This is a genomic window from Roseofilum halophilum BLCC-M91 (assembly GCF_030068445.1).
GTDB classification, from domain to species: domain Bacteria; phylum Cyanobacteriota; class Cyanobacteriia; order Cyanobacteriales; family Desertifilaceae; genus Roseofilum; species Roseofilum halophilum.
The window spans coordinates 1-13,548 of sequence record NZ_JAQPOK010000113.1; the positions used below are offsets into that span (position 1 = coordinate 1).

Sequence of the window (13,548 nt, forward strand, 5' to 3'; positions counted from 1 at the left end):
TAAAGAAAACATCAACTTGGCGCACTTCTGAGACCACATCTTTGCTGGTTTCTACTGTGCCAAAAGAGGAAAGCATTTCATTGAGATATTGTTTCGCGAATTGGTCATGGATAAATCTAGTCACGATCGCCGATTGTGCAACTTTCGATGAAATAATATTACCAGAAATGGGGCGCGTATCCCGTAGCCAGGGTTCATCGGCGATCGTAGACTGATGAAGGTTTAACATTCAACATATCCCAACCCATATGACCCTACCCGCAGATTTAATCGGGCAACTCAAACAGAACCAAAGCCGTTTAACCGATCTCATCGATCGCTTCCCGACTGCTAAAGTGCTAGTGGTTGGCGATCTAACCCTAGATGAATTCCTCACCGGTCAAGTGGAACGACTCTCCAGAGAAGCCCCCGTTCTGATTTTACGCCATGAGGAAACCCGCCAAATTCCTGGAGGGGGAGCCAACGCGGTTTATAATTTGGCGAAATTGGGGGGTCAGATTAAAGCCGTGGGGATCGTGGGTAAAGATGACCAAGGCCAAGCCCTGCGGCGGATTTTTGAGGAAGCGGGGATTAATACTCAAGGCATGTTAATCGATGAAACCCGGCCCACAGTCACCAAAAGTCGCATTTCTGGCCATGCTCGTCAGTCGGTCACTCAGCAAATTGTGCGGGTCGATCGCAAGTCGGATCGGTTGCCAGATTTGGCGCTACAACAGGCTTTAGCGGATTATATTCGCGCTCAGTTAGACCAAGTAGATGGGGTGATTTGTTCGGACTATGGGGATGGGGTCTTTCGCACTCGACCGGATGGGCAACTTTCCCCCGTGATTTCCGCAGCCTTAAGCCACAAACGGGTGATGGTGGATACTCAGAAGGATTTGCAACGCTACCAGGGAGCGACCTTGTTTACTCCCAATTTACCAGAGGCAGAACAGGCGGTGGGTTATAGCATTGATGACGATGAGCGGTTAATGCAAGCGGGGAAAGATTTGTTGAAAATGACTCAAGCTAGTCATCTGCTGATTACTCGCGGGGATGAGGGTATGAGCTTATTTACACCTGGAAAGCCCATGGTTCATATTCCCGCCTTTAACCGTCGTCAGGTGTTTGATGTTACGGGAGCGGGGGATACGGTGATTGCGGCCGTATCTTTGGCGTTGTGTGTGGGGGCTTCGTTCTGGGAAGCAACGGTGTTGGGTAATTTGGCGGCTTCTATAGTCGTGCGTCAGTTTGGAACGGCAACGACTCAGGGTGAAGAGATGAAGCAGGCTTTGGCGGATATGCTGGACAATGAGTAGGGAGTAGGCAGTGGGGAATAGATTCTGTCTTTTTCAAAGCAAGGAGTGCGAGCATCTTGCTCGCTGCCTTTCTCAAAAGCAAGGAGTGCGAGTATCTTGCTCGCTGCCTTTCTGAAAAGGAGGAGTGCAAGCATCTTGCTCGCTGCCTTTCTCAAAAGCAAGGAGTGCGAGTATCTTGCTCGCTGCCTTTCTCTCAAAAGGAGGAGTGCAAGCATCTTGCTCGCTGCCTTTCCCTAGCGAGCGAGACGCTCGCATTCCTCCAGCACCAAATTAGCTGAGACAGTCCACTAGGTTAAGGATATTTAAGGTTATGGAAAATCGTGATTCTTGTCGTGTTTTGGTCACGGGTGGTGCGGGGTTTATTGGCTCGAATTTTGTCCAATATTGGTGCGATCGCCATCCGGAAGATCGCATAGTAGTCTTAGATGCGCTTACCTATGCGGGTAATTTGGCGAATTTACAGCCGGTGAAGGATCGGCCTCAGTTTCGGTTTGTGCAGGGGGATATCGGCGATCGCCCCCTCATTGACCAACTCTTAGCCGAAGAGAGCATTGATACGGTTGCCCATTTTGCCGCCGAATCCCATGTAGACCGCTCCATCCTCGGCCCAGGGGCATTTGTGCAAACCAATGTTGTGGGTACATTCACCCTCTTAGAAGCCTTCCGCCAGCATTATCCCACCCTCTCTGACGAAAAAGGGTTATTTTTGCATGTCTCTACCGATGAGGTGTATGGCTCTTTAGGGCCCAGCGATCGCGCCTTTCAAGAAACGACACCCTACGCTCCCAATAGTCCCTATTCTGCCTCGAAAGCGGGGAGCGATCACCTGGTTCGCGCCTATTATCATACCTATAATTTACCGACGATTATTACCAATTGCTCCAACAATTATGGCCCTTATCAATTCCCCGAAAAACTAATCCCCTTAATGACCATTAACACCTTAATTGGTAAAAACTTACCCGTTTATGGTGATGGTCAAAATATCCGCGATTGGCTCTATGTGATTGACCATTGCAGCGCCTTAGATGCAGTTATTCATAAGGGCAAACCGGGGGAAACTTACAATGTAGGAGGAAATAATGAAGTTAAAAATATTGACTTAGTGACGATTTTATGCGATCTCATGGATGAACTCGCGCCCCAACTTCCCGTGCGTCCCTGTCGCAATCTGATTACCTTTGTTAAGGATAGACTCGGACACGATCGCCGTTATGCGATCGATTCGACGAAAATTCAAACCGAATTAGGCTGGCAACCCTCCGTTACGGTGGAAGAAGGACTACGCCAAACCCTGAAATGGTACTTAGATCGTCAAGATTGGTGGCAACCGCTTCTGTCCCAAGAATATCAGGACTATTACCGCCAAGTTTACGAAGGGTAAGGTGCTTTTAGAAGCCCAGTTTCTTCGAGAAACCGGGCTTCTAAGTGCCTATTTTGACTGTAAAATATTGAAACTCAACAGCCATAGCAAAGTTGATTTATCGAATATTGTCTAAAGCCTCCTTGTCTGTAATGCTGATGCCATATTGCTGGCATTGTGCTTGCAGTTCTTGAATGTAGCGATCGCGCAGATTCTGCGGTGCAATAATCTCACAGTCTTCACCATAGCGCCGCACTTCCCGCAATAACCAGAAAGGATTGGAGATTTGCCGCACAACCTGTCTGACCTCTCCAATGGTTAGATCTTGGATTTCATCTCCTTTGGGTTGATAGGCTCTGACCATTCCTCCATAAAAGTGTAAGTATACTTCTAGGGTTTGTAAACCTTCGGGCCGCCAATCCCCTGGAGTATCGTCAATAGACTGAATACGATTGAAACGCAAACAACGATTGTGGATCAGTTCGGGGAACTCTGTATTGATCAGATCTTCGGTCTCATTGCACCAAATCTCCAGGTAGGAGCGCTTTTCATGAAAGGAGACTTGAGCATATCGCACGGTAAAGATGAGCCTGCTGTTTTGAGCATTTTCGTACCACAGGCGAAAGGGTTGCTGGCGATCGATATAGCGATCGACCTGAATACGCCATGCTTGACTGAGTTGTTTGTCGAGTTGCTCAAAGGATTGTCTTAGGGGTGGGGTTAGATTTCCATGTTTGAGCAACAGATCCAGAATTGTCCGAGCTTCTCCAATGTAACCCTCATCATCCAGGAGATTGAGCGCTTGACGCAAGGCCTGGACTTGACTGCTGTTGAGGGTAAAGAGTTTTTGGGTTTCTGGTGCTTGTTCGGCGATCGCCACTAGTAAACCGGAGATACTGGGTTTGCTTCCCCAGAGAATCTCCAGACGAGCTGCGATCGCCTCTAGCTTCTCCTTGGTTCCTGGCGGGATTGACAGTGTAATCGTTTCTTTTTTGCGAACCATCTAAATTTGTACTTGTACTTTTGCGATTTTTATGCCATACTGCTAATTGTATGTGAAAAGCATTGGAACTTAAAGGAAAGACCTATGAAGGAAACGTTAGGAGAGCGACTCTTGCATCTAATGTCTGACGGCAACTGGCACTCCACCCAGGAACTGGTAGACAAAATCAGCCATCGCTTCTCAGCCACCATGCATAGCTTGAAGCAGCGCGGGTATCAGTTTGATAAGCGCCATGTGGAAAAAAATCAGTACGAGTATCGGTTGATTCAGTAGGAAGAAGGCTCTTCCAGTGGGCTGTAGAATGATGAGAGTGATGACTAACAAGTGATAAATATGAGACAGTTAGAACTACAACAAACTATTCAAGACTACATAGATATCGTTATTCCAGCTATGTATCAAAACAATTATCATCTGCTCCTAGCGAAAGGAGGGCCAGATTATCCTCATTTAGCTGAACAATCAATGCTCGGACATATTCTTAATGGAGCTTTTGGTTTATTTGAGATTCTTAAGTTTATTGAAGCTGAAAAAATATTCTGTTATGGCTTAAATCACTCAAGTATTCGTAAAGCTTTAGCTTTGTACAGCATTCACGATATCCATAAGTTTAACGACTTTGCAAAAATCGGGGCATCCGAATTTTCTATTCCTCTAGAAAGACTAGAAAAAGAATACAAAAAACTTAATTTAGTTGATTTTGCTGGTGAAGTGGACGCACATTTGATGCGGGCTGGAAATGTTAGTAAAAGAAGTACATATCATGGCGATTTATTGCTTTCAAATGATGAGAATAGTAACTTTCTTTGGATTTTAGTCAGAATTGCTGATACTATTGCATCAGTTCCATCACCATCTGAATTGGTTTTTTCATTAGAAAACTATCTGAAAGATTTGGCTCCAGAATTTAAGACAAAATATAAACTTTATAGTCACGAATTAAAAGATATTCGAGGAGTTTTAACCAATTCAATACATACTGCTGTTAAAAATCGTTTATATCAAGAACTAGGTTTTCAAGATATAGCCTATTTTGCCACAGGAACTTTATATATTGGAGTTAAACAGATTGATGATTTTTCTAGAGAAGATTTAGTAAAAAATATTGTGGGCGATGTGGTAAATAGTTTGAAGCCATCAGCAGAAATGGTTAAGTCGGCAGCTAAAGAAGGGATGCGGACTCAAAAATTTGATTTTGAAAAGTATGTTTATACTTTTTCTGACTTAGAAAATTTAATGCAAATTGCTTTAGAAACTACTAATAAAGCTGAACCAAAAAAGATAGATGAAGATATTAACAAAACAGCAGAGAAAAAGAATGCTCCTAAAGATTGGAAAGAAACATTTGAAACTCGGTTTTCTGTTAGTTTAAATCAATCAAAACCTTTTCAGGAGAAATGGTCTTTGGTAAGACGATACTTTCTTTATTTAGATACTTCTCTAAAGCAACTAGCTCCAGATTTAGATAGAGTAATTTGGTTTTGTGAAACTTTTGATGTACCTGAAGAAATTATATCTAATCTGAAAGATGATGAATCTTTATTTTCTAGTGGTGGACTTGGGAAGTACATAATAATACCTGCATATCACTTTTTGAAAGGTTCTGACTTTAAAGAACGTTCCGCAGAATCTTATGATGATGCAACAGTAATGGAATTGGTTCACAAAAAAACTATAAATTCCCTGAAAAAAATTGATATTAATCAAGGTAGAAATAAAATTGTTTCTGAGCTTGGTTTTACTCCAGATTTAACTAAATATTTAGAACAGAATTTACATTTATCTTTTGCACCTGAAATTAATTTAAGTGACGATGCAATATCTGGATATAGCCTTCAAAAGAAAAAAAGCTACTCCAAAATTTGCTCTATTTGTAATCAATTTAGTGAATATACCCAAGACTTAAGAACGGGAGTTTTTGGAGATTCAGGACAGAACTTTTCTAACCGGGTTTTACCTGCAAAATCTATTGGTAAACTACGCCCTTGGTGTCCAATTTGCCATTTAGAATTTATCATGCGTAAATTGGTAGGTTTAGCTTTACCAAGTGGTGCTGATTACAATAATTCTCGTCGCATTCATTTGTATGTATTGCCGACATTTTCATTTACACCAGAATATGCAAAATTCTTGGATCGAATCTTGCGTCCGTTGCGAGAAGTTACTGTTTTACCGATACGAGACTATGGAGAGTCAGCACCAGGTTTTCCTAGATTATGGTTAGAGCAAGGCAAACTTGATTCAGACTGGATCGATAGAGCGATCGATGTTTTTAATCGCGAAGCAGAACGAATAGCTGAAAAAAAAGGATATGTGGGGGAACGACTGTTAATGGCGAAAAGCACTCTAGAATTTAGTGAAGAAGAGGAGCAAGACAATAGTAGCAGTCAGGAAAAATCTAAATTAAAACCTCAAGCAAACTATTATTTAATTCCCTGGGAACATTCAGCTAGAGGTGGAGATGATAATTCTCCCACTCGCACTGAAGCATGGGCAAAAGCAACATTCGCTGCGACAGTAATTTCTAGTCTTACTAGCAGTCGGGTTTATGTTACCGAACTACCTTATTTACCTGTTGCTCATCCTAACGAACTGAAAGCAACTGTCACCCTAGACTCACCCCCTGCAATTATTGCGAAACTGCTCGGAAATGACCAAGACCCTAAACTGGCAAGTCGAGCGGATACAGTCAGTTTGTATGGAACTGAGTCAGGACATAAAAACGGTTTAGAACGTGCTTTAGATTTATGTGCAGCTTTGTGGATAATTACCAGTTGCGTACATCGTCCTAACTCTCAAAGCAAAGACAAACAAATTGCTGAACGATTAGGAGATGTGACGGTAAATCCATTAGCGGGAGTGCATTTTTACAAAGAATATGGTCGTTTGAATGAGGATAAATCCCCGTTTCCTGTTCTGACAAAAGCTTGTGAAACTTTACTAGAATATTTCGGAGGTGAACTTATGGATTTAGTTACAAAAATCGCTGAAAAATCATTAGAAATTCGTTTGCCATATCGCGAATATGGACGCGGAAAAGCACATAATTATGAGTTAGCTTTTCGGGAAGTTGTAGATGCAATGCGTTCTGCTTTTAGGTTAGTACCTGAGTTGCGCCAAACGGCTTTAACAGGAACCACACCTTCTGAACAAACGATTGAAGAATTGAAGCAACAAACATCGGGAACTGTGCTTAAAGCTATGGAACGACGAAGGACAAATAAACGTGGCAATGGCATTATTAATCCCGCTCAAAATGATTTAGGAAAATTGGTAAGCGAATTGATTGATATAGTAGTTGATGAAGTATTTTTGAATAGAGCAGATAGCTCGTTTGCTGAATTTTTGAAGCTAGAAAATAGTCTTGCTGATGGAATTTACTATTACACAGATAGACACATCAATCAAAAATGGGAAGCATACGAAGCTGCCAAACCGAAAAACACAAATAAATCTGATTCGGAAGAAACTGAGTAAACTATTTTCGACAATTCATAAATTTTATTAGGAGAAAGAAAAAATGACTAACAACAATATTGCACAAATTAATTCTTTACAAGAGTATGCCAAATACTTTGTCAGCAATATCCCTAAAACACCAATGGGTAAATATGCAAGTATTATCATGCTGCGGGAAACAAAATCTTATGCAATTTTCACGACGGAAGGAGGACAACAACAGGATATTGAACGTACTCAAGCAGGATTAACGCATTCCGATCCTATGGATCGACTGGTGATGTTTAAACGGAAACAAGTTGCACCAGAACGACGGACGGGTAAAGCTTTGATGCGACAGTATGGGGTGTTTCCTTATGCAATAATTAGCAAAGATAAGAAATTTGAGCGGGTTGTGTATGGGGAAGATGCGAAAAAGAAGGACAAGACTACAGATGACTGTTACCTAACAGCAGGGTTATGTGGACATTGTACTGATTGTATGACCTATGGTTACGCTGCAATTGAAGGAGAAGGTTCTCGTAGAAGTCGGGTAATAACTGATTCTTGCTTCAGCGTTCGTCCCTACGCTTTGATTCAAAAAGGCTTGAAATTTAATGTGATTGATGAAAAAACTCAAACTTCTGGAACAATTACAGAATATGACTATACTTCTCCGGAAGTCTTTCTCCCTTCTGTTGTCACGACTGTAGATTTGACAATGGATGAGTTTGTTTACATTCTGATTAACTTGATGCGGACAACTCGTTATGGGAAAGAGTCAACGCGACAGGGGTTTATGCGTAACCATATTTTGGCTGTTGCTTTTTCCGATATGGAATTGTTTTCTAATTTAGAGTTCAGTCAATGTTTTTATGATGCTTTTGAAAGCGATGAAAATATTGACTTACTCAAAGTATTTCTATCTAAGCAAAATTTTGATGACCATATTCCAGCAGTTATTCAAACCCTCACAGAAGATTTGAACGGTCGTTTGCAAATTATTACTAATAGTAACTATTTAGAAAAATTCGGTGACACTCAACCTAATAATTGGGTAGATGGTCTTGATCAAATACTGAGTGAAACCCGCAATTTAAGTAAAGATGAATCGTCTCTGACAGAATTTTTACGCGAACTCAATACTCAGTCTGTCAGTTTCGCTAGTGAAATTAGTAAGTAATTGAAACATGGATATTTACCGAGGAAAATTAGAGACTATGGATTATATTTTCTTCGCCACTACCGAGCGAGGAAAAGTTTATGAAACGGGAGCATATATCCATAACTATGCCTTGTCTTATGCCATGGGATTAGCAAAGTCGCCCTATTTTCATCAGCTTCAAAAACCAAAATATCAAGAAGACTTGGAACCTCTCAATCAATTAGGAATTTACTTAACCCCTGCACGACCATTAGAAATATCTTATCGCCTAATTCAATGGAATACAATTCAGGAAGTTTATGGTTTCCCGAAAAAAGAACGTAATATTGGTTATCCTGACTGGGGTTTTGCTCGTGTAATTAGACCAGGTAGCACTTTTGAATTTTATGTGGCGATCGCTAATCCAAATTGTCTGGAAAAATTTCCTAATTTTGAGAATTTTTTGACAGGTAAAGGTTACATTCGTCTTGGCAAATTTATGGGAAAATCATGTCTGAGATTTAAAAAAGCTGAAAAAGTTGAAGAGAAAGAGGGAAATTTTGACGCTAAAATTACCAAAAAAAGAGAACGAACAGAAAAACAAAGTCGCACAGAATCATTATTACTAAATTGGCGAGATATTCCAGTCGATCCAATTGTTTGTGATATTTACCCATCAACTTTACCAACTCGTCTTATTGCTAATCCTAAGTACAAGTCTGGTAAATACTATCTTGTTGAATTTGAAGAAACAGACCGACAAGTGGAAAAAATAGCTCAAGTATTTCTCCCTGGAAATATGAGTTTTGTTGCGCGGTCGCTAACCACGAAAAAAGGCCGAAAAAAATGATTAATCTAAATATTTTACCAGTTGCATTAGAGCAAATCAAAACTGACGAATGGTTAGCAGGTAAGCATCCATATCAATATCAGTGGGAAGCTTACAAGTTAATATCTGAAGCGTTCGAGTCAAAACGAACTTTATGTTTATTTTTGATTACTCCTACAGGTAGTGGCAAGACATTAACATCCTATGGTTACAGCATTAATACGGGAAAACCAATGTTTGGCGTTTATCCAACTAACGAATTATTGGCGGATCAGGAAAGAACTTTGCTTGAGGAATATGAAAAAGTTGGTAGCAATAGAGTCATCCGAGTAGATAGTAAAGCACTAGATGAATGGCAAATTAATCTCGAACTCCAACGTCATAGTCAGACTCTCGAAACTCTGTTAAATTACAAACCAGTTTTACTCACTAATCCAGATATTTTATTTTACGTTGCTTTTGGATTATATCCGAAAATCAACAGTTTACGTCAAAGACTTTGGGAATTGGTGGGTAGTTACCGCTTGTTTGCCTTTGATGAATTTCATCTCTACAATGTCAAACAACAAGCAGATACCGCATATTTTGTTGGAGCTTTAAATGCAATTAATTCTGAAGTTGGTCGGGTATTCATTTTTGCTTCAGCAACCCCCAACTTAGAAATGGTAAATTTGCTGCGCGACAAATTAGGTTTGTGGGTGGAAGTAGTTGAGTCTCATCCATCAGATAACCCTGATGCTAGAATTATTGCTCATCCAGTCAATCTGAAATTAGTGCCTGCTGAATTAAATCGTTGGCAAGGTTTACAAGCATTAGATGAATCATTTGACGAAATTGAATCATTTAATCAACAATATTCTGATGCTCGTTACGTTGCAATTTTTGATTCAGTGGCAGCAGCTATTGGTGCAGCAAAACGTTTTATAAATGCGTTTGATTTTGATTTAGTAGGAGAAATTCATGGGTTAAGTTCCACTGTTATGCGTCAGGAAGCATTAGCTAAAAAAGTAACTATAGGAACATCAACCATAGAAGTAGGAGTAGATTTCAAAAATAAGTTTGAGAAAGATTTTTTAACTTTAGAAGCTCGAACTAGCAGCCAATTTATTCAACGATTTGGACGCATTGCCAGACATTCTAAATCACTCTCTATTCCTAATGAAGTTTTGGCATTAGTACCAGATTATGTCTACAATTTTTTAGGTGAAAAAACTCAATCAAATCCCACTTTAACAAGGGATGAATTACGAGAATTAATTGAAGAAGCTTATCGTCAACCTCAAGAATTTAAGGGTTACTTAGCTAAACACGCTTGTGTGGAAATGATTGAAGCTACTAACTTAGTATTAGCAATGTTTCAACCAGATACTAAACCCCAGATTAAAGAAGAAATTACTAAAGTTATTGAAAATTTAACTGGAAAAGATTACTCGAAAGCACAAAAAAAGCGATGGAGATATGAAAATGAATTAATTTTGAAGCCTTTACTAACATTTCGAGGCAACGGTTTTGAAGCAGCTATTATTGATGAACGAGATGATAAAGATATAGGTTTTCCTGTCAAGCGATATAATTTGATGTTTCTGTTACGTCGAGGTGTTTTTCAAGAGTTAGATGAAAAAACTTTTGTAGCTAAATTAGATAACATTTGCTCAGGAAAACCAGAGTGGTTTTATGAAGTGCAACGGGAAAAGCGATTTGCAAAACTAATTGAATCATCACCAGAAAAATTGCTTGGCGTGTATGGCTTTTTAAAATTAATTGGATTAATAGATGAAAGTCAAAAAACCAGACAAGTGTGGTTTGAAATTCCAGAAGATAATATTAGTGGGAAAGTTGGTCAAGTTACTACCTTCAAAGATTTAGAAATTAAAACCCATCCAAAAATACCGATAAGGTTACTTCAACGAACCCTAAATCGGAAAACTTTTGTCGCCTGGGTAATAGATAGTCATCCCAAAGCTATTAAGTTAGGTCGTGCGTTACCACCTTTATTTGAGGTTTATGAATTAAAAGTTATTCTACCAGGGGGTAGTCTTAGTTCCCAATCATGGAGTATTGCTTTTAATCAAGATGCTTTCTTTTTAGATAGCTTATATTGGAATCTAAAAAAATAAAATATTAATATGCTAGTCTACAAATCTTGATTAAAGTTCATACAAAACACAAAAATACACTTGTATTTTCTAAGGCAGGTATATAAACAATGAAAATCCTAGATCCCAACCAATCTTATACTTTTAGTCCAATCTTTGACCTAAACATTGACCCCCAAGATTTGGCGGAAGAATTCGGTTATTCCTTAGAACGATCGCTCCTACATCTCCCCCAATACCCAGGAGAGCTGTATCTACTCGAACAAACGCGATCGCACATCGAGCGAGTTTTACCCCACGTCAGCTTAACCACGGAAACCTCCCGTCGGCAAGTCCTGGTTGCTCCAGTCCTTTTAGACCTAGTTCGGTACACCAAATCTTGCCTACGGATTGAATACCCCTTAACAGTTAAGCCACTGCAAGGCATTCTAGATTATTTGCTCAGAACCGAAAGTCAGTTATTAGTCCTAGAAGCCAAAAAAGAAGATTTAAACCGTGGCTTTACGCAACTGATGGCTAAAATGATTGCTCTCGATCGCTGGGAAAAGACACCTAACCAGCCGATCTTGATTGGTGCGGTTACCACGGGCTTCATCTGGAAATTTGGGCGCTTAGATCGGGAGCAAAAGCACTTCCAGGAAGGGTTAGACAGTTATCGCCTTCTTGAAGATCTCGAACCCCTCTTACGCATCCTCATTCGCACTCTTATCCCTTAATTTTATCATGTCCTACAGTAACTTCACTACCCTGGAAAGCGTGCAAACCCATCTCGATCTGCAACTGCAAGAAGATCGAAACCTGTTTACCGAGATTCCAGAAATTACGCCCTCTGAGTATCTCCAGCAAACTTTAGAGGAATACTTGCCCCTAGCGACGGCGATAAACACCGAAAAAGCGCGATCGGAATTCTTAATTGCGCCCATACTAGCCGAAGTTCGTCGCCAAATTAAGGCTCAAATTAGTCTATTTTCGGGGACGGAATTTGATGTGGATAAAGACCGAGGACTTTCTGGTTACTGCGACTATATCCTCAGTTGCTCCCCCGAACAATATTTTATCCGCACGCCCATTATTACCATTGTTGAAGCCAAAAATGAAAACATCAAAGGTGGACTCGGACAATGTATCGCTACTATGGTGGCTGCTCAACTGTTTAACCAACGGCAAAATCAACCCTTACCGGCTATTTATGGCGCGGTTTCTACTGGAACGGTTTGGAAGTTTATCATGCTCAAAAATAACCTCGCTTCCATCGATCGCCAAGAATACTACATCAACCAAATCAACAAAATCCTCGGCATCCTCCTCCATCCCATCCAAACCTATCTAGCTACACAAAAACCCTAAATTGTTAATTGACATGCCCTATAGTCTCGTTCTCAACCTCACTCCCCGATCTCCCGTCCCCGTCGGATACCTGAGCGGACGGCATTTACACGCACTGTTTCTTAGCTTGGTTAGCTCTGTCGATCGCACCCTAGGCGATCGCCTCCACGACTCCCAAGCCGACAAAGCCTTCACCCTCTCCCCCCTGCAAACCCGTCACCGCTTCAAGATCCTACAGTGCGAACATCAGCAAGCTATCCCTGCTGAAACCTCCTGCTGGTGGCGGATCTCCCTGCTTGATGATGCCCTCTTCGGAGAACTTACCCAACTGTGGCTCCATCTCAACCGGGATAAACCTTGGCATTTAGGCCCTGCGGATCTGACAATTACCAGTATCCTCGCTTCTCCCCAGTCTACCCATCCCTGGGCGAACTCCTGTTCCTACAGCCAACTCTACGAGGAAGCTTCAGAGACGGATAATACCTTTCGCTTCTGCATTGCTACCCCCATGGCTTTCCGCCAAGGGAAATATGATACGGCGCTGCCCAGTGGCGATCGCCTCTTCGCCAGTTTGCGCCAACGGTGGAATAAATATAGCGGTATTGAGATGCCCGAACTCGTTCTAGATACCGTATTTCCTAGTTTTTTCGATATCCAAACGGCGATCGTTGCCGATAAACGGAGTAAGTTTATTGGCTCCATTGGCGAAATTACGTTGCGACTTCTCGGTGATGCCACCCCTACCACACTCAAACACCTTAATACCCTCGCCAACTATGCCCTCTACTGCGGAATTGGACGCAAAACCACCATGGGAATGGGCATGGCAAGGCGGATCAATTAACAATGAACAATGAACAATTAACAATTAACAATTAACAATTAACAATTAACAATTAACAATTAACAATTACAGCGTTTTTCGATGTTATGAGGTACAGTAATCGAAATGTTCCTTGAGAGTGTTGTCCCATGAAAAGCCTGAAGAATGGGCACGCATAGCGTAAAAAATGGTTTTCCCATTACCCATTACCCATTACCCATTACCGCG

The 13,548-nt window shown here is 41.0% G+C and carries 11 protein-coding genes and 1 pseudogene; 10 read left to right on the forward strand and 2 right to left on the reverse strand.

The window, feature by feature from the left end; translation table 11 throughout:
• A pseudogene (locus PJF56_RS15280) lies at positions 1–229 on the reverse strand (hypothetical protein); the annotation flags it as partial.
• Between the two features lie 19 nt (positions 230–248).
• On the opposite strand from PJF56_RS15280, the gene rfaE1 reads away from it, so the two are divergent.
• The gene (gene rfaE1 / locus PJF56_RS15285; RefSeq protein WP_283763552.1) at positions 249–1,298 is read left to right on the forward strand and encodes a D-glycero-beta-D-manno-heptose-7-phosphate kinase; all 1,050 of its coding nucleotides are present in this window, start codon (positions 249–251) and stop codon (positions 1,296–1,298) included.
• 310 nt (positions 1,299–1,608) lie between these two features.
• The gene (gene rfbB / locus PJF56_RS15290) at positions 1,609–2,682 is read left to right on the forward strand and encodes a dTDP-glucose 4,6-dehydratase (protein ID WP_283763553.1); all 1,074 of its coding nucleotides are present in this window, start codon (positions 1,609–1,611) and stop codon (positions 2,680–2,682) included.
• Between the two features lie 97 nt (positions 2,683–2,779).
• Here the strand turns inward: rfbB and PJF56_RS15295 are convergent, their stop codons facing one another.
• Positions 2,780–3,664, reverse strand: a complete 885-nt coding sequence (locus PJF56_RS15295; protein WP_283763554.1) for a helix-turn-helix transcriptional regulator — start codon at positions 3,662–3,664, stop codon at positions 2,780–2,782.
• 84 nt (positions 3,665–3,748) lie between these two features.
• On the opposite strand from PJF56_RS15295, the gene PJF56_RS15300 reads away from it, so the two are divergent.
• The 8 genes from PJF56_RS15300 (at position 3,749) to cas6 (ending at position 13,341) form a co-directional block, all read left to right on the forward strand.
• On the forward strand, positions 3,749–3,937 hold the full coding sequence (locus tag PJF56_RS15300) for a hypothetical protein (protein WP_283763555.1): 189 nt from the start codon (positions 3,749–3,751) through the stop codon (positions 3,935–3,937).
• A gap of 60 nt (positions 3,938–3,997) precedes the next feature.
• The gene (gene cas10d / locus PJF56_RS15305; protein ID WP_283763556.1) at positions 3,998–7,141 is read left to right on the forward strand and encodes a type I-D CRISPR-associated protein Cas10d/Csc3; all 3,144 of its coding nucleotides are present in this window, start codon (positions 3,998–4,000) and stop codon (positions 7,139–7,141) included.
• A 43-nt stretch (positions 7,142–7,184) separates the two neighbouring features.
• Positions 7,185–8,285, forward strand: coding sequence for a type I-D CRISPR-associated protein Cas7/Csc2 (cas7d, locus tag PJF56_RS15310; RefSeq protein ID WP_283763557.1), 1,101 nt, complete (start codon positions 7,185–7,187; stop codon positions 8,283–8,285).
• A gap of 7 nt (positions 8,286–8,292) precedes the next feature.
• The gene (cas5d, locus tag PJF56_RS15315; protein ID WP_283763558.1) at positions 8,293–9,096 is read left to right on the forward strand and encodes a type I-D CRISPR-associated protein Cas5/Csc1; all 804 of its coding nucleotides are present in this window, start codon (positions 8,293–8,295) and stop codon (positions 9,094–9,096) included.
• Positions 9,093–11,192 carry a type I-D CRISPR-associated helicase Cas3' gene (cas3, locus tag PJF56_RS15320; RefSeq protein ID WP_283763559.1) on the forward strand — a complete coding sequence of 700 codons (2,100 nt, stop codon included), beginning with the start codon at positions 9,093–9,095 and terminating at the stop codon, positions 11,190–11,192. The genes cas5d and cas3 overlap by 4 nt, the downstream gene beginning before the upstream one ends.
• 89 nt (positions 11,193–11,281) lie before the next feature.
• Positions 11,282–11,887 carry a hypothetical protein gene (locus tag PJF56_RS15325; RefSeq protein WP_283763560.1) on the forward strand — a complete coding sequence of 202 codons (606 nt, stop codon included), beginning with the start codon at positions 11,282–11,284 and terminating at the stop codon, positions 11,885–11,887.
• Positions 11,888–11,894: 7 nt separating this feature from the next.
• A complete protein-coding gene (locus PJF56_RS15330) occupies positions 11,895–12,518 on the forward strand; it encodes a hypothetical protein (RefSeq protein ID WP_283763561.1) in 624 nt (207 codons plus the stop codon).
• Positions 12,519–12,531: 13 nt separating this feature from the next.
• Positions 12,532–13,341, forward strand: a complete 810-nt coding sequence (gene cas6, locus PJF56_RS15335; RefSeq protein WP_283763562.1) for a CRISPR-associated endoribonuclease Cas6 — start codon at positions 12,532–12,534, stop codon at positions 13,339–13,341.
• The last annotated feature ends 207 nt before the right edge of the window (positions 13,342–13,548 follow it).

Excerpts from the sequence above, each read along its gene's own strand:
- rfaE1 (WP_283763552.1), top strand. The coding sequence starts at position 249 with ATGACCCTACCCGCAGATTTAATCGGGCAACTCAAACAGAACCAAAGC.
- rfbB (WP_283763553.1), top strand. The coding sequence starts at position 1,609 with ATGGAAAATCGTGATTCTTGTCGTGTTTTGGTCACGGGTGGTGCGGGG.
- PJF56_RS15295 (WP_283763554.1), bottom strand. The coding sequence starts at position 3,664 with ATGGTTCGCAAAAAAGAAACGATTACACTGTCAATCCCGCCAGGAACC.
- PJF56_RS15300 (WP_283763555.1), top strand. The coding sequence starts at position 3,749 with ATGAAGGAAACGTTAGGAGAGCGACTCTTGCATCTAATGTCTGACGGC.
- cas10d (WP_283763556.1), top strand. The coding sequence starts at position 3,998 with ATGAGACAGTTAGAACTACAACAAACTATTCAAGACTACATAGATATC.
- cas7d (WP_283763557.1), top strand. The coding sequence starts at position 7,185 with ATGACTAACAACAATATTGCACAAATTAATTCTTTACAAGAGTATGCC.
- cas5d (WP_283763558.1), top strand. The coding sequence starts at position 8,293 with ATGGATATTTACCGAGGAAAATTAGAGACTATGGATTATATTTTCTTC.
- cas3 (WP_283763559.1), top strand. The coding sequence starts at position 9,093 with ATGATTAATCTAAATATTTTACCAGTTGCATTAGAGCAAATCAAAACT.
- PJF56_RS15325 (WP_283763560.1), top strand. The coding sequence starts at position 11,282 with ATGAAAATCCTAGATCCCAACCAATCTTATACTTTTAGTCCAATCTTT.
- PJF56_RS15330 (WP_283763561.1), top strand. The coding sequence starts at position 11,895 with ATGTCCTACAGTAACTTCACTACCCTGGAAAGCGTGCAAACCCATCTC.
- cas6 (WP_283763562.1), top strand. The coding sequence starts at position 12,532 with ATGCCCTATAGTCTCGTTCTCAACCTCACTCCCCGATCTCCCGTCCCC.